The 24,213-nt window shown below is 68.0% G+C and carries 26 protein-coding genes; 12 read left to right on the top strand and 14 right to left on the bottom strand.

What is annotated here, in order from left to right:
- Positions 1–15: 15 nt before the first annotated feature.
- A complete protein-coding gene (locus OG205_RS44030; protein ID WP_330273671.1) occupies positions 16–1,587 on the bottom strand; it encodes an alpha/beta fold hydrolase in 1,572 nt (523 codons plus the stop codon).
- A gap of 111 nt (positions 1,588–1,698) precedes the next feature.
- Positions 1,699–2,358, bottom strand: a complete 660-nt coding sequence (locus OG205_RS44025) for a TetR/AcrR family transcriptional regulator (protein WP_330273670.1) — start codon at positions 2,356–2,358, stop codon at positions 1,699–1,701.
- Positions 2,359–2,434: 76 nt separating this feature from the next.
- Between OG205_RS44025 and OG205_RS44020 the strand changes: the two genes are divergently transcribed.
- Entirely contained in the window at positions 2,435–3,421 is a 987-nt protein-coding gene (locus OG205_RS44020; RefSeq protein ID WP_330273669.1) for a PHP domain-containing protein, read from the top strand.
- Here OG205_RS44020 and OG205_RS44015 read toward each other — a convergent pair.
- Positions 3,384–3,962, bottom strand: a complete 579-nt coding sequence (locus OG205_RS44015; RefSeq protein WP_330273668.1) for a hypothetical protein — start codon at positions 3,960–3,962, stop codon at positions 3,384–3,386. The two genes, OG205_RS44020 and OG205_RS44015, sit on opposite strands and share 38 nt — an antisense overlap.
- A 169-nt stretch (positions 3,963–4,131) precedes the next feature.
- On the opposite strand from OG205_RS44015, the gene OG205_RS44010 reads away from it, so the two are divergent.
- The 5 genes from OG205_RS44010 to OG205_RS43990 all read left to right on the top strand — a co-directional run bounded on the left by OG205_RS44010 (position 4,132) and on the right by OG205_RS43990 (position 8,982).
- Entirely contained in the window at positions 4,132–5,490 is a 1,359-nt protein-coding gene (locus OG205_RS44010; RefSeq protein ID WP_330273667.1) for a CBM96 family carbohydrate-binding protein, read from the top strand.
- A gap of 20 nt (positions 5,491–5,510) precedes the next feature.
- Entirely contained in the window at positions 5,511–6,713 is a 1,203-nt protein-coding gene (locus OG205_RS44005; protein ID WP_330273666.1) for an MFS transporter, read from the top strand.
- Positions 6,710–7,666, top strand: coding sequence for a hypothetical protein (locus tag OG205_RS44000; RefSeq protein WP_330273665.1), 957 nt, complete (start codon positions 6,710–6,712; stop codon positions 7,664–7,666). The genes OG205_RS44005 and OG205_RS44000 overlap by 4 nt, the downstream gene beginning before the upstream one ends.
- Before the next feature lie 111 nt (positions 7,667–7,777).
- A complete protein-coding gene (locus tag OG205_RS43995) occupies positions 7,778–8,083 on the top strand; it encodes a putative quinol monooxygenase (RefSeq protein ID WP_330273664.1) in 306 nt (101 codons plus the stop codon).
- Positions 8,083–8,982, top strand: a complete 900-nt coding sequence (locus tag OG205_RS43990) for an alpha/beta hydrolase (RefSeq protein ID WP_330273663.1) — start codon at positions 8,083–8,085, stop codon at positions 8,980–8,982. Before OG205_RS43995 ends, OG205_RS43990 begins: the two co-directional genes overlap by 1 nt.
- On the opposite strand, the gene OG205_RS43985 is transcribed toward OG205_RS43990, so the two are convergent.
- The 7 genes from OG205_RS43985 to OG205_RS43955 all read right to left on the bottom strand — a co-directional run bounded on the left by OG205_RS43985 (position 8,979) and on the right by OG205_RS43955 (position 16,015).
- On the bottom strand, positions 8,979–9,242 hold the full coding sequence (locus OG205_RS43985) for a hypothetical protein (protein WP_319978761.1): 264 nt from the start codon (positions 9,240–9,242) through the stop codon (positions 8,979–8,981). The two genes, OG205_RS43990 and OG205_RS43985, sit on opposite strands and share 4 nt — an antisense overlap.
- Before the next feature lie 124 nt (positions 9,243–9,366).
- Entirely contained in the window at positions 9,367–10,536 is a 1,170-nt protein-coding gene (locus tag OG205_RS43980) for an ABC transporter substrate-binding protein (protein WP_330273662.1), read from the bottom strand.
- Positions 10,537–10,668: 132 nt separating this feature from the next.
- The gene (locus tag OG205_RS43975) at positions 10,669–11,727 is read right to left on the bottom strand and encodes a branched-chain amino acid ABC transporter permease (protein ID WP_330273661.1); all 1,059 of its coding nucleotides are present in this window, start codon (positions 11,725–11,727) and stop codon (positions 10,669–10,671) included.
- 38 nt (positions 11,728–11,765) lie between these two features.
- A complete protein-coding gene (locus OG205_RS43970; RefSeq protein WP_093604813.1) occupies positions 11,766–12,653 on the bottom strand; it encodes a branched-chain amino acid ABC transporter permease in 888 nt (295 codons plus the stop codon).
- A complete protein-coding gene (locus tag OG205_RS43965) occupies positions 12,646–14,466 on the bottom strand; it encodes an AMP-dependent synthetase/ligase (RefSeq protein ID WP_330273660.1) in 1,821 nt (606 codons plus the stop codon). Before OG205_RS43965 ends, OG205_RS43970 begins: the two co-directional genes overlap by 8 nt.
- Complete coding sequence (locus OG205_RS43960) at positions 14,463–15,242, bottom strand: ABC transporter ATP-binding protein (RefSeq protein ID WP_330273659.1); 780 nt, start codon at positions 15,240–15,242, stop codon at positions 14,463–14,465. The genes OG205_RS43965 and OG205_RS43960 overlap by 4 nt, the downstream gene beginning before the upstream one ends.
- Positions 15,239–16,015: an ABC transporter ATP-binding protein gene (locus OG205_RS43955; protein WP_442916867.1), complete on the bottom strand. Its 777-nt coding sequence runs from the start codon at positions 16,013–16,015 to the stop codon at positions 15,239–15,241. The genes OG205_RS43960 and OG205_RS43955 overlap by 4 nt, the downstream gene beginning before the upstream one ends.
- Positions 16,016–16,226: 211 nt before the next feature.
- Here OG205_RS43955 and OG205_RS43950 point away from each other — a divergent pair, with 211 nt between their 5' ends.
- The 3 genes from OG205_RS43950 to OG205_RS43940 are packed head-to-tail and all read left to right on the top strand — an operon-like array spanning position 16,227 to position 17,888.
- Positions 16,227–16,691: an SRPBCC family protein gene (locus OG205_RS43950; RefSeq protein ID WP_330273658.1), complete on the top strand. Its 465-nt coding sequence runs from the start codon at positions 16,227–16,229 to the stop codon at positions 16,689–16,691.
- Positions 16,692–16,703: 12 nt separating this feature from the next.
- A complete protein-coding gene (locus OG205_RS43945; protein ID WP_319978754.1) occupies positions 16,704–17,423 on the top strand; it encodes a SigB/SigF/SigG family RNA polymerase sigma factor in 720 nt (239 codons plus the stop codon).
- A 42-nt stretch (positions 17,424–17,465) separates the two neighbouring features.
- Positions 17,466–17,888 (top strand): DUF4383 domain-containing protein, encoded by a 423-nt coding sequence (locus OG205_RS43940; protein WP_330273657.1) that lies wholly within the window; start codon positions 17,466–17,468, stop codon positions 17,886–17,888.
- Here the strand turns inward: OG205_RS43940 and OG205_RS43935 are convergent.
- Positions 17,875–18,786 carry a DNA topoisomerase IB gene (locus tag OG205_RS43935; protein ID WP_330273656.1) on the bottom strand — a complete coding sequence of 304 codons (912 nt, stop codon included), beginning with the start codon at positions 18,784–18,786 and terminating at the stop codon, positions 17,875–17,877. The two genes, OG205_RS43940 and OG205_RS43935, sit on opposite strands and share 14 nt — an antisense overlap.
- Before the next feature lie 49 nt (positions 18,787–18,835).
- Here OG205_RS43935 and OG205_RS43930 point away from each other — a divergent pair, with 49 nt between their 5' ends.
- From OG205_RS43930 to OG205_RS43920, 3 genes are read left to right on the top strand one after another with little or no spacing between them, the layout of a single operon-like run.
- On the top strand, positions 18,836–19,903 hold the full coding sequence (locus OG205_RS43930) for a carboxylate-amine ligase (RefSeq protein WP_330273655.1): 1,068 nt from the start codon (positions 18,836–18,838) through the stop codon (positions 19,901–19,903).
- On the top strand, positions 19,903–20,670 hold the full coding sequence (locus tag OG205_RS43925) for an iron-containing redox enzyme family protein (protein WP_330273654.1): 768 nt from the start codon (positions 19,903–19,905) through the stop codon (positions 20,668–20,670). Before OG205_RS43930 ends, OG205_RS43925 begins: the two co-directional genes overlap by 1 nt.
- 18 nt (positions 20,671–20,688) lie before the next feature.
- The gene (locus OG205_RS43920) at positions 20,689–21,054 is read left to right on the top strand and encodes an STAS domain-containing protein (protein ID WP_330273653.1); all 366 of its coding nucleotides are present in this window, start codon (positions 20,689–20,691) and stop codon (positions 21,052–21,054) included.
- Here OG205_RS43920 and OG205_RS43915 read toward each other — a convergent pair.
- From OG205_RS43915 to OG205_RS43905, 3 genes are read right to left on the bottom strand one after another with little or no spacing between them, the layout of a single operon-like run.
- The gene (locus tag OG205_RS43915) at positions 21,039–21,383 is read right to left on the bottom strand and encodes a hypothetical protein (protein ID WP_330273652.1); all 345 of its coding nucleotides are present in this window, start codon (positions 21,381–21,383) and stop codon (positions 21,039–21,041) included. The two genes, OG205_RS43920 and OG205_RS43915, sit on opposite strands and share 16 nt — an antisense overlap.
- A gap of 10 nt (positions 21,384–21,393) precedes the next feature.
- Positions 21,394–21,837 (bottom strand): nucleoside deaminase, encoded by a 444-nt coding sequence (locus tag OG205_RS43910; RefSeq protein WP_319978747.1) that lies wholly within the window; start codon positions 21,835–21,837, stop codon positions 21,394–21,396.
- 10 nt (positions 21,838–21,847) lie between these two features.
- Entirely contained in the window at positions 21,848–24,172 is a 2,325-nt protein-coding gene (locus OG205_RS43905; protein WP_330273651.1) for an immune inhibitor A domain-containing protein, read from the bottom strand.
- Positions 24,173–24,213: the final 41 nt, after the last annotated feature.

Genomic DNA, 24,213 nt, shown 5'->3' with positions numbered 1-24,213 from the left:
AAGATCGTTCAGCGGTCAGAAGGGCTTCGTCTCCGCCGCGATCTCGCCCAGGATGTCGCTCAACGGCCGGGCCGACTGCGCGCCCAGCGAAGCCGCCGCGCCCGGAGGCACGGTCTCCGCGATGTCCGTGCCGGCACACGTCACCCGCGAGGCCGGCAGGATGCCGGACACCAGGTACTTGTTGACCAGCGCGTCGACGCAGGCGTTGCGGCGCAACGCGTAGTGGCCGTGCTGGCCGTCGTTGGAGACGCTGATCAGCGGCTGGCTGAGGTGCTCCGCCATGACGCGGCCGTTGGCCAGCGGGGTCTGGGTGTCGCCGTCGGAGTTGACCACGAGTCCGGCCGGGTACTTGCGGGTGATGGCCGGGATCTTCTCCGGGCGCTGGAAGGCGCGGAACGTGCAGTTGGTCGGCGCCATGTAGTCGACGGTGCCGCCGTACGGGTTGGTGTCGCGCCAGCGCTTCATGTCGTTGTAGTAGGTGTTGACGTCGCTGAACCAGTCCCACTCGCACACCACGGCCTGGAAGGTGCCGGCCGAGGTCGGTTCGATGTCGCCCTTCTTCAGCGCCGCCACGATCGCGGACGCCTCCGCCGGGTCGGCGACGCCTGCCTTGATCGAGGCGATGTGGCGGGAGAACGCGGCCCAGGAACGGCGGTAGCGGGTGGCGCCGACGGCGTAGTCGAAGGAGGTCACGTCCGCGTAGCCGCCGTGAGGGGCCGTCTTCAGCTTTTCCGCGATCTTGTCGAGTTCGGCGCGCACCGCGGCGGGCGTGGTGCCGAGGCCGTAGGTGCCGTTGCGGGCGGCGGTCCACTCCGTCCACTTGCGAAGGTTGTCGGTGATCGCGTCCACCACGTCGACGTCCTGCTCGTGCCACGTCTTCAGCGGGTCCAGTGCGGAGTCGAGCACGCTGCGGTCGAGGAACTTGGGGAACATCGAGCCGTAGACGGCGCCGAGCTGCGTGCCGTAGGAGTAGCCGACGTAGGAGATCTTCTTCTCCCCCATGGCCCCGCGGATGACGTCCATGTCGCGGGCGGTGTTCATGGTCGAGATGAACCGGCGCATCTCACCGCCGCCGCGCTGGCAGTTCTCCTCGACGGCGCGGGCGTAGTCCGACCAGTTCGCGAGCTGCGAATCCGTTGGGCGCGAAGGGAACTCGTCGTCGGACGGCGTCGAGATGCAGCGGATCTGCGTCGACCGGCCGACACCGCGCGGGTCCATGCCGATGACGTCGTAGATCTTCAGCATGTCGGTCTGGGCGTTGAACCAGTGCACGGCGCCCAAACCGGAACCGCCTGGGCCACCGGGGTTCGTCATCAGCACGCCTCTGCGGCGCGCGGGATCGGTGGCCTTCTTGCGCGAGATGGCGATTTCCAGGTTACCGTTGCCCGGGTTCTTGTAGTCCATCGGCACGACGACCGTGGCGCACTCGATCCCCGTCGAGGGCGTGACCCACCCGGCCGGGCACTCGGCCCAGGCGACCGTCTGGCTGTAGTACTCGTCCAACGGGCCTGGCGCCGCCTGGGCCGTTCCCACCAGTGACATGAACAGCGGAGCGACCAAAGCCGCCGCACCCCAACGCTTCCTCACCGCGTACCCCTCACGATCGTCGGCCAGCGACAGAACGCTTCCGCAGTCGCCGACCCGATCGACACCCCCGAAGGTCGGGTGAAATTCACCGCACCGAGGCCATTTGAGACGTCACCCCGCCGGGGAAACCCCGTACACCGAACGCAGCCACACCGCGGTCAGCGTCTCGACCACCTCACGGTCGCGCGCCGCCGACCTCCGCGAGAGCGAGAGGCTGTAACACATGGACTCGTTCATCGTGACCAGCACGGTGGCGAGAGCACGCGCGGTCGGCGGCCCCGGCACCGCGATCCCCGCCTCCCGCTCGATCTCGATCTGCTGTGCGGTCGAGTCCACGAACCGCCGCGCCACCCCGGACCAGAATCCGCGCATCAGTTCGCTCGTGTCCCGCGCCCGCACCGCCGCCCGCAACACCGGGCCGTGCGCCCGCCACAACGCGACGGTGCCCGCGATCGCGCGCCGGATCGAGTCCTCCGGCGGTTCGCTGCCGCGCCGCAGCCACAGCGCCGCGGAGTCGTACAGGCCTTCCGCGACCCGTTCGGACAGCGCGTACAGCACGGATTCGCGCGACTCGTAGTGGAAGTAGAAGGTGGAACGGGAGATTCCCGCGCCGGAGGTCAGTTCGTCGACGGCGATGTCGTCGAGCGCCCGCGTCTCGAGCAGGTGCTCGGCGGTGTCGAGAATGGCCTGCGAGGTCAGGTCGCCCTTGCTCCGCTTTCGCCGTGAACCGGCTCCGGTCGCCGGTGGCGCACCGGCCGGACGTGGGGACATGGCGGCCATCATGGTTGATCGGCAGGGCTCCAACAACAAAAACCGCGTGTTGGTTCCGGATGAGGTAGGAAGAGGTATGGATCCGGTCAAGGCGTTGAAGCAGGTGGCCTTCCACCTGGAACGAGCCGGCGAGCCGACCTACCGCGTCCAGGCGTTCCGCAACGCGGCCGCCGTCCTCGCCGAGCTGGACCCCTCCGACGTCGAGAAACGCGCGAAGCTCGGCACGCTCACCGATCTCAAGGGCGTCGGCAAGTCGACGGCCGGTGTCGTCGCGGACGCGCTGGCGAACCGCGAGCCTGCCTATCTGGCGAAGCTGCGGCACGTCGACATCACCGGCGGGGAGGAGCTGCGGGCGAAGCTGAAGGGCGACTGCCACGTCCACTCCGACTGGTCCGACGGCGGCAGCCCGATCAGGGACATGGCCGAGGCGGCCCGCGATCTCGGCCACGAGTTCATGGTGCTGACGGACCACTCGCCGCGTCTGACCGTCGCGAATGGACTGAGCAGGGAACGACTCGAGAAGCAGCTCGAGGTAATCGCTGAACTGAACGCCGACCTGGCGCCGTTCGTGATCCTCACCGGCATCGAGGTCGACATCCTCGACGACGGCTCGCTCGACCAGGACGAGGACCTGCTGGCACGGCTCGACGTCGTGGTCGCGAGCGTCCACTCGAAACTGAAGATGCCGCGAGCCGAGATGACGCGCAGGATGGTCAACGCCGTCAGGAACCCGCACGTCGACATCCTCGGCCACTGCACTGGCCGCCTGGTCGTCGGCAAGGGCCGCCCGGAGTCCCAGTTCGACGCGGAGAAGGTCTTCGAGGCCTGCGCCGAACACGGCACGGCGGTCGAGATCAACGCACGGCCCGAACGGCTCGATCCCCCGCGCAGGCTGCTGTCACTGGCCGTCGACGCCGGGTGCACGTTCTCCATCGACAGCGACGCGCACGCGCCCGGCCAGCTGGACTGGCTGAACTACGGCTGCGCGCGGGCGGAGGAGTGCGGCGTCGACCCGGACACCGTGATCAACACCAGGCCCGCATCCCGGCTGCTGTCCGGGTGAGGTGCTCGTACCAGGACACGAGCGGCCCGGTGTCGGCCAGCGCGCGGGTCAGCGCGACCCGGCACAGGTCGCGGACGGGCTCGGGATCCCACGCGGCCACCAGGTCGTCGAGCGACCCCAGCGAACCCAGCGCGTACCGCTCCAGGCCCGCGCAGATCGGCACGACCGTCCCGTCGGCCGTGACCACCAGCGGATCGACCCGCACGAACGCCGCGGGGTCCGCTCGCAGCAGGGCGGCGGACGTGACGTCGAACTGGACCTCGACGGCGGCGTCCTCGGCGACCCGGTTCAGCTCCACGGCCGCGTAGACCAGGTCGACCCGATCGACGCCGTACGGCCGCACGCGCACCTTGCGGGCGCCCTCCCCCACGGCTTCGGCGGCCAGGCCTCGCAACATGAACACGTTGTCCGGCACTAGATCGATCAACACCGTCACCCGGTGCCCGTCGGCGGCGTGCCCGCCCACCTCGTCCAGCGCGACCACGAGCTCGGCTCCCGGCACGGCGGCGAGCCAGCGAGGGTCGTGGACCTCGACTCCCATACCTGTACTGAGCACTTCGCCGGAGCGGAAATACCTCCGTGCCGCAGCCACCCCTGAGGGGGATTTTCCGGCAGTTCACCCAGTAGCCGCCAAACGATCACCGCGTGCGGCTCATTTGAGCCCTACCCTTCGCGACGGCCCATGTCCGCCCACCACCACAAGGACAGGCATGTCACGTCGCAGGGCTCCCTTAGCCGTGCTCTCCACCGTCATCGTCACGGCGGCCACACTCACCGCCTCCACCGCGGCTCACGCTGCCACGACCACGTTCACCCCCACCGCCGACACCTACGTCGACAACGGGTCGACCGGCACGAACTACGGCACGTCCGGCCAGCTCGGCATCGACAACTCGCCGGTCAAGCGGTCGTTCCTCAAGTTCACGGTCTCCGGGATCACCGGCGGCGTCAGCAACGCCAAGCTGCGCATCCACACCGACGACGTCTCGGGCGCGGAAAGCCCGAACGGCGGCACGTTCCGGGCGATGTCCACCGTCAGCTGGACCGAGACCGCGGTGACCTGGGCCAACCAGCCCGCGATCGACGGCGCCACGCTCGGTTCCCTCGGCTCGGTCGCGCGCAACGCGTGGTACGAGGTCGACGTCACCAGTTACGTCACGGGCAACGGCACCTTCAGCATCGGCATCACGTCCAGCAGCACGGACGGCGCCGACTACGACTCGCGCGAGAGCGGGTCGACCGCACCTCAGCTCGTCGTCACGGACGGCACGATCCCGCCTCCCGGCGACCCGGTCTGGGTCGGCGCGGGCGACATCGCCGACTCCGGTTCCGGTGACACGGCCACGGCCGCGCTGCTGGACAACATCCAGGGCACCGTCTGGACCACGGGCGACAACGTCTACCCGGACGGCACCGCCGGCCAGTTCAACACCTACTACGAGCCCACGTGGGGCCGGCACAAGGCGCGCACCAAGCCCTCGCCGGGCAACCACGACTACAACACCAGTGGAGCCACCGGTTACTACAACTACTTCGGCGCGCTGGCCGGGCCGTCCGGCCGGGGTTACTACTCCTACGACCTCGGCGACTGGCACATCGTGTCGCTGAACTCCAACGTCAGCATGTCGGCGGGCAGCGCGCAGGAGCAGTGGCTGCGGCAGGACCTGGCGGCGAGCACGAAGCCGTGCACCGCGGCGTACTGGCACCACCCGCTGTTCACCAGCGGCGCCAACCACTCGCCCTCGACGGCCACCAAGCCGTTGTTCCAGGCGCTGTACGACTACAACGCGGACGTCGTCGTCACCGGGCACAACCACCAGTACGAGCGGTTCGCCCCGCAGAACCCCAGCGGCGGGCTGGACAACTCGCGTGGCATCAGGTCGTTCGTCGCGGGCATGGGCGGTGCGGGCGCCTACGGCTTCGGCACGATCAGGCCCAACAGCGAGGCCCGCAACACCGGCACCCAGGGCGTGCTGAAGCTGACGTTGCACAGCAACAGCTTCGACTGGCAGTTCGTCCCCGTGGCGGGCAAGACCTACACCGACAGCGGCACGACCAACTGTCACTGACGGACCGCTGGAGGCCGGCGATGTATCTTTCCACGATCGACAAACCGAAGTCAGCGAACTGGAAAGGGCTGAGCGGCAACGTCTTCGCGCTCGGCACGGTCAGCCTCATCACCGACGTCTCGTCGGAGATGGTGGCCGCGATCCTGCCGCTGTACCTCGTCATCGGCCTCCAGCTCAGTCCGGCCGCGTACGGGCTGATCGACGGCGTCTACACCGGCGCCACCACGCTCCTCAGACTCGCCGGCGGCTATCTCGCCGACCGGACCAACAAGCGCAAAGCCGTCGCGGGCTTCGGTTACGGGCTCTCCGCGGTGGCCAAGCTCGGACTCCTGGCGGCGGGCAACTCCCTGACCGCGCTGGGTTTCGTCATCACCGCCGACCGCGCGGGCAAAGGCCTGCGGACCGCGCCACGCGACGCGTTGATCACCCTCTCGACCCCCAGCGGCGATCTCGGGCGAGCGTTCGGTGTGCATCGGGCGATGGACGGCATCGGCGCGTTCGCCGGGCCGCTGGTCGCGATGGCCGTGCTCGCGGCCTCCGCCCAGTCGTTCGACGCGGTGTTCGTCGTCAGCTCCTGCATCGCCGCGTTCGGCGTGCTGGTCCTCGTGCTCTACGTGCGGGACCGGCCGGAACCCGTGCAGCGCAAGGAACCCCTCAAGCTCGCCCTGCTCAAGGACCCGGCCGTGCGGAAGATCGTGCTGGCCGCGTCGTTGCTCGGCCTGGTCACCATCGGCGACGGGTTCGTGTACCTGTTGCTGCAGAAGCGCGAAGGGCTGGCGTTCGGCTGGTTCCCGCTGCTCGCCGTGGGCACGAGTCTGGTCTACCTGCTGCTCGCGGCTCCGCTGGGCGCGCTCGCCGACCGCGTCGGCAGGCTCAAGGTCATGCTGGCCGGGTACGGCGCGCTGACCGTCGTCTACCTGTTGCTGCACGGACCTCTGGGTGGCTGGCCGCTGCTCGTGCTGGTCGTGCTGCTCTACGGCGTCTTCTACGCGTGCACGGACGGCGTGCTGATGGCGCTCGCGGGCCCGGTCCTGCCGGAACGCCTGCGCACCACCGGCATCGCGCTGATCCAAAGTGGACAGGCGCTCGCCTACCTCGGCTCGTCCGTGCTGTTCGGCCTCGCCTGGCAGTTCTGGAGCCCCGAGGCCGCCACCAGGATCGCCGCCGTCGCGGTGGTCTGCGCCCTGATCGCCACCGCCGCACTGCTGGGACGCCGCTCATGAACAAGCGCCTGCTGATCACCCTGACCGCCGCCGTCCTGCTCGGCGGCGTCGCCGTCGGCTACACCGCGCTGTCCGGCGCCACTCCGGACGGCGCCGCGCAGTCGGTTCCGACCGGCGCCGGGCCGCGGTTGATGGTCCTGAGCAACGGCAAGCTCTCCACGGTGTCCCGCACCGACCCCGCCGGTGCGCGCGAGGTCACCGAACAGCGCTGCGACCGCGTGTACTCGGCCGCGGGCACGATCTCCTGCCTGCGCCCGGCTGGAGCGCTGAAGGCCAGCGAACTCGCCGTGCTCGACAACGATCTGAAGGAACTCAAAACCGTTCCGCTGACCGGTTTCCCGAACCGCACGCGGGTGTCGGCCAGCGGCCGGATGGTGGCGTGGACGCTGTTCGTCGACGGGCATTCCTACGCCGCCAACGGGTTCTCCACCAGCACGGGCATCCTCGACACGAAGACCGGCACGCTGGTCACGTCCCTGGAGGAGTTCACGGTCGAGGGTCTGCCCCAACGGCCGGTCGACACGAACTACTGGGGCGTCACGTTCACCGCCGACGACAACCGCTTCTACGCCACCATGTCCACCGGCGGACACCGTTACCTGCTCGAAGGCGACTTCGCGGCGCGCAAGGTCCGCCCGCTGACCGACGCGGACAACGTCGAGTGCCCGTCGCTGTCCCCGGACGGCACCCGCATCGCCTACAAGAAGGCCGTCGGCGGCGACCCGCAGAAGGGCTGGCGGGTGTCCGTGCTCGATCTGGCGTCTCGCCGGATCACCGAGCTTGCCGAGACCCGCAGCGTCGACGACCAGCCGGCCTGGGTCGACGACAGGACCGTCGCGTACGGCATCCAGCGCGACGACGGCCTGAACGACGTGTGGGCAGTCCCGGCGGACGGCGCCGGCACGCCCGCGGTCCTCGTGCCGGAAGCCAGCTCGCTGGCGCCGATCAGCTAGATCGCGAGGATTGGGCAAGAGCTCGGCAGCATCGATCTCCTGTCATCCCTGTTCAAGCTGATCTGATGAGTCCATCGCCAGAACAGCAGAACGAACAGAAGGTAGGAACAGATGAGCGTCGAGCACGGCTTCCACGCCACCATGACCGCACAGCCCGGCAAGCGCGACGAGGTGATCGAGTTCCTGCTCGACGCGCCGTCGCTGACCAACGACGACTGCGTGGTCTTCCTGGTCGGCCGCTCCACCACCGACCCGGACGTCGTCTACGTGACCGAGGGCTGGACGACGGCCGAGGCGCACAGCGCGTTCTTCGCCACCGAGGAGGCGCAGGCGCTCGTCGCGAACCTCCAGACCCTGCTGGCCGGCGAGTCCACGTACTCCGCCGAGCTGCCCGTCGGCGGCAAGGCGGCGTTCTGATGTCCCGCCCCGCCCTCGACCCCGAGCTGCGCACGCTGCTCGCCGACATGCCGCTGGGGACCGAGCTCACCTACGAGCTGGTCCAGCAGATCCGCCAGATGCCGTCGCCGCCGTTCAAGACCGACGCCGAACGGCACGACGTGACGCTCGGCGAGATCACGCTGACCGTCTTCCGCCCCAAGGAACTCACCGAACCAGCACCGTGCGTCTACTGGATCCACGGCGGCGGCATGGTGATGGGCGACCGGTTCTCGCAGATCGACATTCCCCTGGAGTGGCTGGCAGAACTCGGCGTCGTCGTGGTCACCGTGGAACACCGCCTCGCACCGGAGGCGACCGGCGCGACGCTGGTCGAGGACTGCTACCGAGGTCTGTTGTGGACGGTCGAGAACGCGGAGTCGCTCGGCATCGGCAAGATCGTCGTGGCGGGGATCAGCGCCGGTGGCGGCCTGGCCGCGGGGGTCACGTTGATGGCCCGTGACCTGGACGGACCGGAGATCGCCGCACAGGTGCTGATCTGCCCGATGCTCGACCACCGCAACAACACCACGTCCAGCGCGCAGTACTCCGGCGACCCCGCGGTGTGGACGCGCGAGATGAACGAGTTCGGCTGGCGGTCGGTGCTCGGCGATCTCGCGGACGTTCCCGGTTACGTGTCACCGGCTTTGGCCGACGACCTGTCCGGATTGCCCACCACGTACATCGACACCGGGACCGCGGAGGTGTTCCGGGACGAGGACGTCGACTACGCCAGCCGGATCTGGGCGGCGGGAGGAGACGCCGAACTGCACACGTGGGCAGGTGGGTTCCACGGGTTCGACGCGCTCTACCCGGACGCACGGCTTTCCATCACGGCGAGGCGAACCCGCACCGAATGGCTCGCGCGCAAGCTGGGTTAGGCGGGCAGGGGACGCATCCGGTCCGGCATGTGCGCGCGAAGAGTGTCGTGCAGCGCGCACACTTCGTCGGCGTCCAGCAGCACGGAACCCGTCTCGCACGCCAGCACCGCCTCGCCGGTGCGCTGGTCGGGCACGTACCGCAGTTCCACGTCCGGCACGGTGCACGACTCCGCCTGACGAATCGCGGCCAGCAACTCCGCCACCCGTTCGTACCCCAGCCGCGCGCTCCAACGCGACGCGGCCAGGGGACGAACGAACAACCGAAGTCCTCCAGCGGATCGGCGAACCTCGACGCACGACAACACCGCCAACAACCTCCTAGAAGCTCAAAAGTGAGACTAGTCAGCGATGTCCGGTTTCAGCGTCGGGTGTCACCCGTTCGGTTCATTGGTAGCAGGGCTTCTCGAACTTGAAATCCTTTGCCGTGGAACCGGTGAAGAAGTCCTCTACCAGCGTCACTCCGGTCGGAGCGGCGTCGTCGGGCTTGTACAGGGTCGACTGACGGAACAGTGCGTCCTGGGGCGAAGCGGAGAAATTGCCCGCACCCGAAGGAAGCATGCCCTCGTAGTCCACCGAGGTGAGCTGGCGCACAGCGGCGAGCACACCGGCACGCGTCAGATCCTTGTTGGAGGCGGCCTTTTCCAGTGCGGCCTTGAGCGGGTACGCCCACACCCAACCGGCGGTGTAGCCGTCGTTGGGCGTCACGCCGGGCAGTGCCGCGCGCATCGCGGTGTGACCGACGGACTCGGTGCCCCACGACTTCCACGGCGCCGACTGCATGTACAGCGCCTTGATCGCGGGAGCGGCCGGCGACTTGAGCAGACCGGGATTCCACGTCGGCGAGGTGCCGATGAACTTGCCCTTGAAGCCACGGGCCGCGGCCTGTCCGATGATCACGGCCGCGTCGGTCGGGCCGGTCGTCAGGATCACCAGGTCCGGCTTCTTCGACACCACGGCGTCGATCGCACCGCCCTGGTTGTCCTGGCCGGCCGTGGTGGTCACGTTCTCGAACGTCAGCCCGCGCTTCTCGGCCGCGATCTTCGTCCCGGCCGCCGCGTCGTCGCCGTAGTCACCGGCGTTGTGCACGGCCATGACGGACTTCACGCCCATCTTCTCGGTGGCGTAGTCGACGGCGTTCATCGACTCGACGCAGTAGTTCGCGCCGGACTCCAGCACGACCTCCTCGTGGCCCCACAACGAGGTCCACGACGCGGGCACCGAGACCATGGGGGTCTTCTCGAGGTCCGGCAGGATCGCGACGGTCGTGGGAGAGCCCAGCGTCTGGGTCAGCGCCAGGACGCTGTTCTTGATCTCCTGGTAGACCTGGTTGTGGATCTGCGGGTTGTACTTGTTGTCCTTGACGTACTTGGTGACGTCGACCTCGTAGCCGCCGATGCCGCCCTTGTCGTTCACGCGCTTCCAGAACGCCTTCTGCGAGTCCGTGATCGGCACGGCCAGGGTCTTGAACGGGCCCTCGGTGAGGTCCGAGATGGTGCCGAGGTAGATGCAGCCCTTGGACTTGTCGACGGCCTCGGGGCACGCCTCCTTCGTCACGCCGGCGTCGACCTTGATGCCGCCCGCGCCCTCCTGAGGCGCGGCCCCGTCCCCGCCACGACACGAGGCTAGTAACAACGCCCCTACCAATATGACCGCAAGTCTCTTACCAGACATGGGGATTCTCTCTCCTCAGTACGAGAACGGCCAGGTGCGCCAGTAGTTGCGGACGCGGACCCAGATGCCGAACAACCCGCGTGGCTCGACGATGAGGAACACGATGATGAGCACGCCGTAGAGCACGGCCTCCAACTGGAAGACCGTGATCACGCCGGTCGCGTCACCACTGATGAACGGCAGCACCGTGGGCAGTTCCCTGGTGATGCGTGGCAGCAGAGTGATGAAGAGCGCGCCCATGATCGCTCCGGAGATGGTGCCCGCGCCGCCGATGAGCACCATCGCGATGTACTGCACTGACAACAGCAGGCTGAACGAGCCCGGATCGAAGAACCCGTTCACCACGAACAACAACGCGCCCGCGACACCCGCGTAGAACGAGGACACCGCGAACGCCAGGACCTTGTACTTCGTCAGGTCGACGCCGATCACCGACGCGGCCAGGTCCCGGTCCCGCACCGCCGCGAACGCCCGCCCGACCCGCGAGCGCACCAGGTTCCGCGCCAGCACACCGAAGATCACCAGCAGCACGAACATCAGCAGGTACAGCTGCTGTGCCGCCGTGAACATCCCGTTGTCCTGGTCCAGCCGCACCCCGAAGAGCTCGGGCACGGCCGCCGGTCGCCCGACTCCCGGGCCGCCGGTCAGCGACGTCCACTCCCGGAACACGTGTTCTCCCAGGAAGACCAGCCCCAGCGTCACGATCGCGAGGTAGAGGCCCCGCAGCCGCACCGCCACCGGCGCCACCAGGACGCCGAACAACGCGGCCACCAGCCCCGCGGCCAGCAGCCAGATCGGCAGCGACGTGATGCCGAACCCGATCACCCGCCCGGTCTCGGGACCGCTGAGGGCCGCGGCCGTGTACGCACCGATCGCGAGGAAGAACGCGTGCCCCAGCGAGACCTGGCCCGCGTACCCCGTGACGATGTTCAGCCCGATCGCGCCGATCGCCGCCACGAAACCGGTGGCGAGCAGCTGCAACAGGTCGTCGGTGATCATGAACGGCAGGACCAGGGCGACAACGACGAGGCCGCCCGTCCACGCGCGCTTGGGACGCGTGTTCAGGAACCCCATGTCCTGCTTATAAGAGGTGTACAGCTCAGGACGCCCCTTCACAGCCGCTCCACCTCCTTCTTGCCGAACAGTCCATACGGTCTGACGAGCAAAACGAGCAGCATCAACGCGTACGGCGCGACCAGCCCGAAGTTCGACCCGAGCCACGGCGCGAAATCGCCCTGGTAGGTGCCGAAGAGCGACTCGACGACACCGACCGCGAGCCCGCCGACCACCGCCCCGCCCAGCGACTCCAGGCCGCCGAGGATGATCGCGGGCAACGCCTTCAGCGCCACGATCCAGAGCTGCTGGTCGACGCCCGCGCCCGTCGCGACGAACACGCCGGCCAGCGCGGCGAGCCCGCCCGCCAGCGCCCACGACAGCGCGAACACCGAGCCGACCGAGATCCCCTGCGCCAGCGCCACTTCCTGGTCGTAGGCGACCGCCCGCATCGCGAGCCCGATCCGCGAGTAGCGGAAGAACGCGAACAGCGCGACCGTCACGACCGCGGTCGTCGCGATCATCACCAGATACCGCTGCTGCACCTCGGCGCCCAGGAAGTTCACCGTGTTCAGGCCCCACGGGTCGCCGACCTGCCGGACGTCGAGGCCGATGAACGCGTTCGTCACCACCCTGACCACGACGTCCACGCCGATGGTGATGATCGCGACCACGAACACCGGTTTGCCGACCATCGGCCGCAGCACCGTGCGTTCGACTCCCAGTGCCAGCACCGCGATCACCACGGCGGCGACGAGAACCGCCCCGACGAACGACACCGCGGGCGAGAGGTACGAGACCAGCACCGCACCCGCCAGCATGAACGCCGGCTGCGCGAAGCTGATCACCTGCGTCGACTTGTAGATGATCACGAAGCCGAGCGCCAGCAACGAATAGATCGACCCGGTGCCGAGACCCCGGATCAGCGACTGGAGAAACTCATCCATACATGCTCTCCACGAGATCGTCGAACATCTTGCCCAGCGCGGATCTCTTGACCTTCTGCGTCGCGGTCAGCTCGCCGTCCTCGTGGTCGAGCTCCTTGGGGAACATGCGGAACTTCTTGATCTGCTCGACCGTCGCGAACTTGCCGTTCGCCTCGGTCACGATCGTCTGCACCAGTTCCAGGACCTCGGGTTTCTCCGACAGGTCCCGGTAGGTGGTGTAGGTGATCCGACGTTGCTGCGCCCAGTGGCCGACCGTCTCCAACTCGATGCCGATCAACGCCACCAGGTACGCCCGCTGGTCGCCGATCACCACGGCCTCCTTGATGTACGGGGAGGTCTTCAGGGCGTTCTCGAGCTCGGACGGCGCGATGTTCTTGCCGCCCGCGGTGATGATGATGTCCTTCATCCGGTCGGTGATCTTCACGTGCGTGCCGTCGACCCACTCGCCGACGTCACCGGTGTGCAGCCAGCCGTCGTTCAGAACCCGTTGCGTGGAATCGGGATCCTGCCAATAGCCTGCGAACGTGCCGCCGTGCCTGGTGAGGATCTCGCCCGTCTCCTCGTCGATCCGGAGCTCGGTGCCGGGCTGCGGCTCGCCGACCGTGCCGATCTTGACGCGTCCCGGCCGGTTTCCCGTTGCCACGGCGGTGTTCTCGGTCATGCCGTAGACCTCGTGCATCGGCACCCCGATGCCCATGAAGAACTTCAGCACGTCCGGCGCGATCGGCGCGGCTCCGGACGCCGCGTACCGGACGTGCCGCATGCCGATCCTGGCCTTCAGCGCGCGGAAGCAGAACAACCAGCCCAGCGCGTAGATCAACCGGCTCTTGCCGGTGTGCCTGCCGCCGTTGTGCACCAGCGTTTCGCCGATGCTCTCCGCGCGCTTGAGCCAGAACCTGCTCGTCGTGCGCTTGAGCCGGGAAGCCGACGACACCCCGATCGTGACGCCCGCCAGCACCTTCTCCCAGATGCGCGGAACGCCGAACAGGATCGTCGGCTGCACCTCGCGCAGGTTCGCCTGCACCGTCTCGATCGACTCGGCGAAGTGGACCTGCACACCGCTGGCCGCGCTGAACCACGTCGTGAAGATGCGTTCGGCGACGTGGCACAACGGCAGGTAGGACAGCGTGACGTCGGCGGAGGACGGCGGTGGCGAAGTGAAACCGCCGCCCTCCACCAGCACGTGGACGGCGAACTCGACGTTGGCGACGGTGAGCATCGCGCCTTTGGGCGGTCCGGTGGTTCCGGACGTGTAGATCAACGTCATGACGTCGTCGGGCTCGGTCTGCGCCATGCGTTCGGCGAGCTCACCGGAGAACGAGTCGCGGTGCTGCGCGCCCAGGGCGAGAAAGTCCTCCCAGGCCAGGAGTTTCGGGTTGTCGTAGCGGCCCTTGATCCCGCGCGGTTCGACGTAGACGATCCATTCCAGGTCAGGCATGTCCTCCAGCACCAGCAACGCCTTGTCGACCTGTTCCTGGTCCTCGGCGATCAGGATCCGCGCGCCGGAGTGCGACAGGAGGTAGGCGACTTCGGGCGCGGGGTTCGTCGGGTAGAGCCCGACCGTGATGCCCCTGGCCGCGACGATGCCGAGGTCGGCGTAGAGCCATTCGCGCCGGTTCTCGGATCCGATCGCGACCCGTTCACCCGGCTGCAGGCCCAGTGCGAGCAACGCGTGCCCGACCAGTTCGACGTTCGCCCAGTAGCCGGACCAGCTGACCTCCTGCCAGATGCCGAAGTCCTTGGCCCGCAAGGCGATCTGGTCGGGCGTGCTCAGCGCCCTGTCCTTGACGCGCGTCACTACCGTGGTGGTCATGGCGTCACGCTCTTGTGCTGCTCGCCGAGGTAGGCGCGGATGACGTCGGGATCCTGCTGCACCTCCGCGGGCGTGCCGGTGCGGATCGGGCGGCCGAAGTCCATGACCATCACGCGGTCGGCGAGGTCCATCACGAGGCCCATGTCGTGCTCCACCATGATCATCGGGATGTTCAGCTCCTCGCGGACGTCGAGGATGAACCGGGCCATGTCCTCGGTCTCCTCGACGTTCATGCCGGCGACCGGCTCGTCGAGCAGCAGGAGCTTGGGCTTCATCGCGAGTGCCCTGCCCAGTTCGACGCGCTTCTGCACGCCGTAGGGCAGCAGGCCGACCGGGAACCGGCGCCACTGCTCCAGTTCCAGGAAGTCGATCACGTCCTCGACCGCGGCCCTGTTCTTCAGCTCCTCGTCGCGCGCCTTGCCGAGCCAGAAGAACGCCGACAGCGCGCCGTACCGCATGTGGTTGTGGCGGCCGAGCATGAGGTTGTCGACGACGGTGAGGTGGGAGAACAGCTCGATGTTCTGGAACGTGCGGGCCATGCCCCGCGCGGCGATGCGGTGCGGCCGCATGCCGATCAGGTCGTCGCCGTGGAACCGCACGGTGCCCTGCTGCGGCCGGTAGACGCCGCTCAGGACGTTGAAGATGGACGTCTTGCCGGCGCCGTTCGGGCCGATGATGGCGAAGAGCTCGCCCTCCTCGACGCTGAACGACACCCCGTCGACAGCGACGACCCCGTTGAACGCGAGCCGGACGTCGTTCACTTCCAGCACGCTCACGACAACCACCTCTTCCTGCGCTTGTAGTGCTTGACCGCACGGAACGAGGAGGTGCCGAGACCGAGGTAGAACTCGCGGATGTCGTCGTCGGCCAGCAGTGCCTCCGCCGGCTTGTCCATGACGACCTTGCCGGTCTCGAGCACGTAGCCGTGGTCGGCGATGGAGAGCGCCATGCTGGCGTTCTGCTCGACCAGCAGGACCGTGGTGCCCTGTTCGTTGATCTTCACGACGAGGTCGCGGATCTGCTGCACCAGCAACGGCGCGAGGCCGAGACTGGGCTCGTCCAGCAGGAGGTAGGACGGTTCCGACATCAGCGCCCGGCCGATCGAGAGCATCTGCTGCTCGCCGCCGGACAGGTAACCCGCGCTCTGTCTTCGCCTTTCCAGCAGCCGCGGGAAGAGCTCGTAGCAACGGTCCAGGTTCTGCTTGAGCCGCTTGGGTCTCGCGTGACCACCGACCTTGAGGTTCTCCTCGACGGTCAGCTCGGCCAGGATCCTCCTGCCCTCCAGAGCCTGTTTGATGCCCCGGTCCGCGATCTTCGCCGGTGAGAGGCGGTGGATCGGTTCACCGTCGAGCGTGATCGAGCCCTTGGTGACCTTGCCGTCGTGCACGTCGAGCAGGCCGCTGAAGGCCCTCATCAACGTCGTCTTGCCTGCTCCGTTGGCTCCGAGCAGTGCCACGACCTTGCCCTGGGGCACCTGCAGGCTCACGCCTCGGAGCACCAGCATCACGTCGTCGTAGACAACCTCAAGGTTGTTCGCCTCGAGCACCAGCGCCTCCTAGGGGGCGTTTACATACCGCGCAGTATGCCGCTCTTGTTACATGGATCACATAGCGATTTGACCACTGTGGGCGAATTCGTGATGCGCAGATGGCGATTGGATCAACACTCAGCGTGACCGTCCTTTATGGACGTGTCACCGATGTGTAACGCGGCGTGACTCGGGTACTCACGAGAAGACACCAATCGAAGGAGGAGGTTTCGTGACCACCATTGAGAAGTCGGTGGATGTCCACGTGCCAGTGAGCACCGCGTACAACCAGTGGACCCAGTTCGAATCCTTCCCGGCGTTCATGGACGGCGTCGAGAAGATCGACCAGGTCACGCCGACCAGGACCCACTGGACCACGAAGATCGGTGGCGTCGTCCGCGAGTTCGACGCGGAGATCACCGAGCAGCACGCGGACGAACGCGTCGCGTGGACCACGGTCGACGGGCCGCCGCAGGGTGGCGTGGTGACGTTCCACCGCCTCGACAACGACACGACCAGGGTCCACCTCCAGATGGAGTACGCCCCGGAGACCCTCACCGAGAAGGCCGGTGCCGCGCTCGGCGTGGTCGGCCACCGGGTCGAGGGTGACCTGAAGCGGTTCAAGGAGTTCATCGAGAATCGCGGTACCGAGACGGGCGCCTGGCGTGGTGACGTGACGCCGCCGCCCCAGGTCTGATCGCGGTGTGCGTTGACGCCGGACCAGCACGCGGCGTTCGAGGAACTCGCCCGCACCTCCCGTGACTCGCAGTGCTACTACGCGCTGCGGGACCGGTTGGTGCGCGAGTACCTCCCCCTCGCCCGGCACATCGCCCGCCGCTTCAGCGAACGCGGCGAGCCCATCGAAGACCTCGCGCAGGTGGCGGCGGTCGGCCTCATCAACGCGATCGACCGGTTCGACGTGGGCCGGCAGACGGACTTCCTGTCCTATGCCGTGCCCACGATCACCGGTGAGGTGCGGCGCCACTTCCGCGACCAGTGCTGGGCGGTCCGGGTCCCCCGCAGGTTGAAAGAGCTGTGCGACTCCATCGACGGAGCCACCGCCGAACTGTCGCACCGCACCGGGCGATCTCCCACTCCCTCCGAGATCGCCCGGCACCTGGGGGTGTCGCTCACCGACGTCTACGAAGGCCTGCGGATCGAGAAGAACGTGGCGTTCGCGCCGCTCGACTCGCTGGAAGGCTCGACCGTCGACGACCCGGCGCTGGAAGGCGTCGAGATCCACGAGGCCCTGCAGCCGATGCTGCGGGGCCTTCCCCGGCGTGAGAGGACCATCGTGGTCCTGCGGTTCTTCGGCCGGCTCACCCAGACCGAGATCGCCCGCCGCGTCGGCATCTCCCAGATGCACGTGTCGCGGCTGCTCACCAAGTCACTGGAGCAGTTGCGGCACGACCTGCTGGCGGAAGAGTGAAATGAGCGAGCGGGAATGTCCGTTTCTGGCGATACTGACCTCATGAACCGGTTGCGGTGGCCTCAGAAGCTGGCGATCGGCACTGGCTCGCTGCTCGTGCTGTGGGGAGTGGCCGGGTTCTTCGTGACCGGCTTCTCCTCCTTCGCCGGCGAGTCCGAGACCTGGATCCTCTGGCTGCGCGTCAACCCGCTGCAGAACGTCATCCACCTGGTCTTCGGTGTCGCGCTGCTGCTCGCCGCCCTGCGGCTGAAGGCGCTGAGCGGGACGGCGCTGCTGGTGGCGGTGGCGTTCCTGGTGCTGTTCGGGCTGGGCCTGGCCCGCTACGACGACGAGGTCGTCAACTTCCTCAACGTCAATCCCGGCAGCAACGCGCTGCACCTGTTCGCCGGGTTCGCGTCGCTGGCCGCGGCGCAGGGGGCCGCGTGGTGCCGGCAGTGCGACCGGGCCGCCCTCAAGCCTGCTTGAGCAACCTGCGGACCGCCCGTTCCGGGTCACCCCTGCCGATGACGTGTCCCTGTTCGAACGCGTCGACCAGGCGCGGGTCGACATAGGACTTCCGCGCCACCGACGGCGTGTTGCCCAGGTTCTCGGCGACCTCCTTCATGACCTTGCCGACCGCCCGTTTCGACGGCTTGGGCTGCGCCGCGAAGGCCTGGGCGGCGAACACCGTGGCGTGCCAGGTGCGCAGGTCCTTCACGCTGAACTCGTCGCCGACCAGTTCGCGGAACCGCTCGTTGACGTCGTCGGCGGTGAGGTCGAAGACCCGGCAGTCCGCGGGCTTGTCCTTGACGAGCGCGCGGACGGCCCGCGCGAGCCGCGGGTCGGTGACCTCCTCATCGACCTCGACGCCGGACTTGGCGGGAAACCGGAACCGGACCCGATCGCCGGTCACCGAGAGGTGTTCGCACAGCAGGGTCGACACGCCGTGCGAGCCGTTCTCCTCCACGTACTCCTCGCTGCCGACGCGGAAGATGCCCAGGTCGAGCATCCGCAACGCGATCGCGAGCAGCCTCTTGGAGCCGCGCGACCTCATGTCCTTCTCGATCTGCTCGCGGAACCCGCCGAGCTTCGGGGCGAGCTTCAGCACCCGGACGAACTTCTCCGTGTCGCGGTCGGTCCGCCATTGCTCGTGATAGAGGTACTGACGGCGGCCGGCGTCGTCCACGCCCACGGCCTGGATGTGGCCGTTGGGGTGCGGCGAGATCCACACGTCCTGCCACGCCGGCGGGATGACCAGGGCTTTCACCCGGTCGACGTCCTCTTGGGGCAGTGGGTCACCCGCCTCGTCCAGGTAGCGGAAACCCTGGCCGTGCCTGCGCCGCGTCCATCCGGGACCCGCCGTCCTGCTGCGCCTCAGTCTCATCCGGCCACTCCGAGGTTGATCACCATGAAACGCGGGTACCCGCTCCGCGATGAATCACTACACGGTCGGCGTGGAACAGGAGTTCCTGCTGGTAGATCCCGATTCGCGGCGGCCGGTGGCACTGGCACCCCGGGTCAGGGAGATCTCCAGCGCGCCCGGCGACCTCGACGTGCAGGGCGAGCTGACGCCGTTCCAGATCGAGGTGGCCACGGGCGTCACCTCGTCCTTCGAGGAACTGGACGAGCAGGTGCGGCAGGGACGGCGGGTGCTCGTGGACGCCGCCGAGGAGGCCGGGTGCCGGCTCGTGGCAGCGGGCATGCCGCCGATCGGCGAGGCCGGTCCCCCTCCCGGATCGGATGACCCCCGCTATCACCGGATCGAGTACTCCCACCGGAGACTCGTATCGGGAACGGGCGCGTGCGGATTGCATGTGCACGTGGGTGTTTCATCGAAGTCCGAAGCATTGGCGGCGTCGAACAAGCTGCGGGCGTGGCTGCCGACGTTGCTGGCTCTGAGCGCGAACTCCCCGTACTCCCAGGGAGAGGACACCGGATACGCGAGCTGGCGGTCGATGGTGTGGTCGCGCTGGCCGGTGAGCGGACCGCCGCCGTTCTGGAACGGGCCTGGCGACTACGACCGCACCGTCGACGCGTTGATCAGCTCGGAAGCGTTGATGGACAGGGCGATGGTGTACTGGGACGTCCGCCCCTCCGCCGATCATCCGACGGTTGAGGTGCGCGTTGCGGACATTCCTCAACTGGCAACGGAAGTCGCGGTTCTCGCGGAGCTGGTCCGGGCCCTCGTCGTGACGGAACCCTCCGAACAGCGGGTGGACGATTCCGTGCTGCGAGCGGCATATTGGCGGGCGTCGCGCGACGGGGTCGACGGACTGGCCGCCGATCCACACACCGGAAAACTCTCCCCCGCGTTCGACCGGGCGACGTCGCTCGTCGAGCACGTCGCGGTCGCACTGCGCGATCGTGGCACTCTGTCTACTGTGGAGCAGCAGTTGGACTGGTTGCGCCACAACGGCTGCGGTGCCGCTCGGCAACGACGCTGCCCGGACCCCGAGTCCCTTGTGGACATGCTGATCGCCCGAACGCGTGAGGAAACCTGATGCGCCTCCCCGGTCCCCGCGGCCACATGAGCTCCGCCCTGGTCGCAGCACTGCGGCTGCCGCCCCCACCGCGGCCCGCGCTGCTCGTCAGCGGCGGCACCAGGGAGGCGTGGCTCGACGACGACCTGCAGCTGTCGCTGTGGATCTGCTACGAGCTGCGGATGCGCGGCTTCGACGACGTCGCCTCCGGCTGGGAGGACCACCCCGCGCTGGCCCAGTTCCACGCGGCCCTGGAAGCGCGCTGGGAAGAGGCGCTGCGGTCGCTGACCGAGGTCACCTCGCCCGCCGCGTTGCCGCCGGAGGGGGTGGCCGAACTTCGCCGGCACCACTCGTTCTGGCAGCCGCGCCGCGAGATGCGGTCGGTGCTGCGCGACATCCACGGCGACGCGTACGGCACTCGGTCCGAGCGGACGCATTCCGTGCTGTTCACCGTGACGTTGCGCGATCTGGAACCGTCCGTCGGCGTCGACGAAATGCCCGCGCCGACCCTGGCCCTCGCGAACGCGCTGTCGCTGTTCGGCCTGCACCGGCGGCTGGTCGGCGCCCTGGTCGGGTTCCTGACCGCGGTCGACACCATCGGCGGTGACCCGTTCGCGCAGCTGCTGCCCGTCCAGTGCCCGCCGGACGACATCCGTCTCGGCTTCACCGCGTGCCACGAACTGCACGCCCGCCTCACTCAGCACGTCCACGTTTCCCGGCAGGCAGGCCGCAGCTCGCTGAGGGGCCGTCGACCGCTGGTTTCGAGCCGGGTTAACGTGGGGTGCTGACCGACTGAAGGAGCTCGCGTGCCTGACCCCACCGCTCTGGCCACCGTGGTCGCCGACCGGATCGCCCCGGACGTCGCCGTGCTGCACGTGTCCGGCGAGCTGGACACCACGTCCAGCGGCGAGCTGACCGGTCCGCTCGAAAGCCACGTGACAGAAGGCCAGCGGGCCATCGTCGTGGATCTCGGCGGCGTGAAGTTCCTGGGTTCCGCCGGGCTGGAGGCTCTCGTCCTCGGCCAGCAACGCGCTTCGCGGACCGGCGTCGAGTTCGTCGTGGTGGCGTCGACGCGCGCCGCGTTGCGGCCGATCGAGGCGACCGGGCTCGACGCGGTGTTCACGATCCTGGGATCGATGGACGAGGCCGTGGAGCGCTACTCGGCGAAGTAGCCGCCGGTCGGCCCGTCCGGTCCGATCCGCGTCAACCGCTCGACGGCGCCGGTGTTCTGCTCGGCGGCGTTGATCCGCATCCGCGGGAACGCCTTCGCGTACTGCACCGTGACCACGTTGACCGCTGCCGCGGACGGCGAGTCCTGGGGGCCGCTGACGTTCACCACGACCGGGGAGGCCGACCGCTCCAGCAGCGGAAGGTAGGCCTGCAGGACGCGGGCCGCGCCTTCGAGTGCGGCCTCGAACGTCTCCTCAGCGGCTCCGCCGTGGTTGACCAGCACGTCGAGCGAGTCCGGGGTCGCGGCCGAGGTGATCAGCACAGAAGCCATGCGTCCCACGTTAATCCTGGCCGATGTCCTCGTACCAGAGCTCGGGACGCTCGGCGATGAAGGTCGTCATCAGCTCGACCAGCGCGGGATCCTCGACGACGGTGATGCCGACGCCGTGCTCGGCCAGCCAGTCGTGGCCGCCGTGGAACGTCGTGGCCTCGCCGATCAGCACGTTCGAGATGCCGAACTGGCGGACCAGGCCGCTGCAGTACCAGCACGGCGACAGGGTCGTGACCATCGTGGTGCCGCGGTAACTGCGCTGACGGCCGGCGTTGCGGAAGGCCGAGGTCTCCGCGTGCATCGAGGCGTCGCCGTCCTGCACGCGCCGGTTGTGGCCCCGGCCCAGCAGACGGCCGTCGCCGTCGAAGAGTGCCGCGCCGATGGGGATCCCGCCTTCGGCGAGCCCCATCCGCGCCTCTTCGACGGCGACGGCCAGCATGTCTTCAGCAGTCATGCGTTCGACGCTACTTCGTCTTGTACAACTTCACCGTCATCGACGTGCCGCCCTGGCGCAGAACCTTCAGACCGACACCGGCGGCGGGCAGCTTGACACCCGCGTTCGGCTGCTCGGCGTACCAGAACTGCTTGGTGTCGTCGAAGGTCGGCTGGGCCGCCGCGCCGCGGACGTAGGACGCCTTGCCGTTGACGTGCAACGTGAAGGAGTCCGACTTCTGCAGCGAGAACGGCGCGTCGTACCCGCTGACGGTCGGCGACCAGCGCTGACCCTCCAGATTGTAGAGCGGCGCCGGGTTGGCGTCGATCGGCAGGATCAGGCCCTCGCCGGGGTGCTCGCTGACGTTGTTGTCGAGGAAGCTCGTGTTCCACAACGACACCAGCAGACCGTCCTGGTACGGGAAGTGCTCCACGAAGTCGGGCTTGTCCGGGAAGCTGTAGCGGTACGGGCCGGTCTGGTTGTACTTGCCGTACGACTCGTAGGTGCGGTTCGAGGCGATGTAGAACTGGTCGAACGCCTTCGTTTCCTTGCCCTCGGTCGTGCGGAAGCCGCGCGTGGTCCACAGACCGGCGGTCTCGCCGCCGTCGGTCAGCACCGGGGCGCCGTCCGCGGTCACCGTGATCTGGTCGGCGAAGAAGCCCTGCAGCGCGAGGGCTCCGTCGGTGCGGTAGGCGAAGCGCAGCTTGGTGTTCTTGCCGGCGTACGCGTCGAGCGACACGTTCACGTCGACCCACTGGTTGTCCGACGAGCTGCTGATCGCGGGCGAGTTGCCGGAGTCCCGCGCGAACGGCTGACCACCAGCGGTGCCGTCGAGCTGCGTCCAGCTGCCGTCCTCGTTGGACGCTTCGACGTAGAGGTAGTCGTAGTCGACCTCGATGTCGAACCGTGCCTTGAGGGTGAGCGACGCCGACGTCTTGCCGCGCAGGTCGAGCGGGGCGGTCATGGAGTGGTCGAGGTCGTTGCCCTTCTCGCTCCACCACATCTTGCTGCCCGCGAAGGGAGCGCCGTAGTCGAAGTTCTTCGAGATGTCCGGCAGGACGACCACGAGCCCCTGGGCCTTGGCGCTGTTGTACTCGTGCGGGCCGAGGTCGAAGACGCGTTCCTGACCGGCGACCGCGACCTCGTAGTCGAGCCAGCCGAGCTGCAGCTTGTCCCACGCGGAGAACTCGTTGGCGCGCTCACCGGGAGCCTCGCCGGGGGCGTTCACCCGGTTCTGGGCCATGATCGACCACCAGTTGACGCCGTTCGTGCCGCCGTTGGTGTCGTAGTGGTCCGGCAGGCCGAGGTCGTGACCGAACTCGTGCGCGAAGACGCTCACGCCGCCGTTCTCGGGCTGCACGGTGTAGTCGCCGACCCAGATGCCGGTGTCACCGATCTGCGCGCCGCCGAGCTTGTTGCTGCCAGGACCGGACGTGTAGTTCTTGTACGCGTAACCGCGGTGACTCCAGAGCGCGTCCTCACCCTGCAACGGGTCGCCGTCGGCCTGGTCGCCACCGGCGTGCACGATCTGGAAGTGGTCGATGTAGCCGTCGGCCTCGTTGAAGTCGCCGTCGGAGTCGTAGTCGTAGCGGTCCCACACGTCGTACTCGGCCAGCGACGCCTTGATCTGAGCGGTCGTCTTGCCGGCGGCCTTCTGGTCGGCGACCCACTGCGTGACCGCGTCCTTGATGAGCTCACGCGAGTTGTTGCAAATGTTGTCGTTGCACGGGTAGCCGTTGCTGCGGCCGTAGCGCGCCTCGTTGTACTGGACCTTCACCCAGTCCGTGACGAGCCCGTTGACCGTGTACCGGCCGCTCGACTGCTTGTCGTAGAAGTTCGCGACGGAGTTGGCGTCCTTCTTGCGGCTGAAGTACAGGTCCTGGAAGTACTTCTGGCTGAAGTCCTTGCGCCAGATCGTCGTGTTGTCCACGGCCCGGTTCGGCTCGGGGATCTGGTTGTGCGCCGGCCCGTCGAACCGCTGCGGCCCCGGCGTGGCCGGGTTCGTGTCGCGGTCGGGGTAGTCGGGATGCCGCTCGTTGCCGAACTCCGTCAGGATCACGAAGATCTTGTCGGTCTTCTCCCGCTTGAGCTCGACGTACTGGTCCTTGTCCTTCTTCTTGCCGACCTTCGCGACGGTGCTGGTCCCCCGCTTCTCGGTCGTGGCCTGACCGGTCAGCACGTCGGCGAGCGCCTGCTGCTTCAACGCGCGGCGCTTGACCTCCAGCTCGTGCGGCTGCTCGTCGGACTGCCGCGTCTCCTGCACCTCGGGCTGCGCGGGCGGCGTCGCGGTCGCCGGTGTGACCATGCCCGCGGTGATGAGCGCGAGCGCCGCTGCTCCCGCCAGAACTCTTCGCACTTGTCGTTCCCCTCTCGGAATCCCGAGCGCACGCTACGTAG

The sequence above is a fragment of the Lentzea sp. NBC_00516 genome, assembly GCF_036346835.1.
In the GTDB taxonomy this organism is placed as follows: domain Bacteria; phylum Actinomycetota; class Actinomycetes; order Mycobacteriales; family Pseudonocardiaceae; genus Lentzea; species Lentzea sokolovensis.
This window is presented reverse-complemented; position numbering and strand designations above follow the sequence as displayed.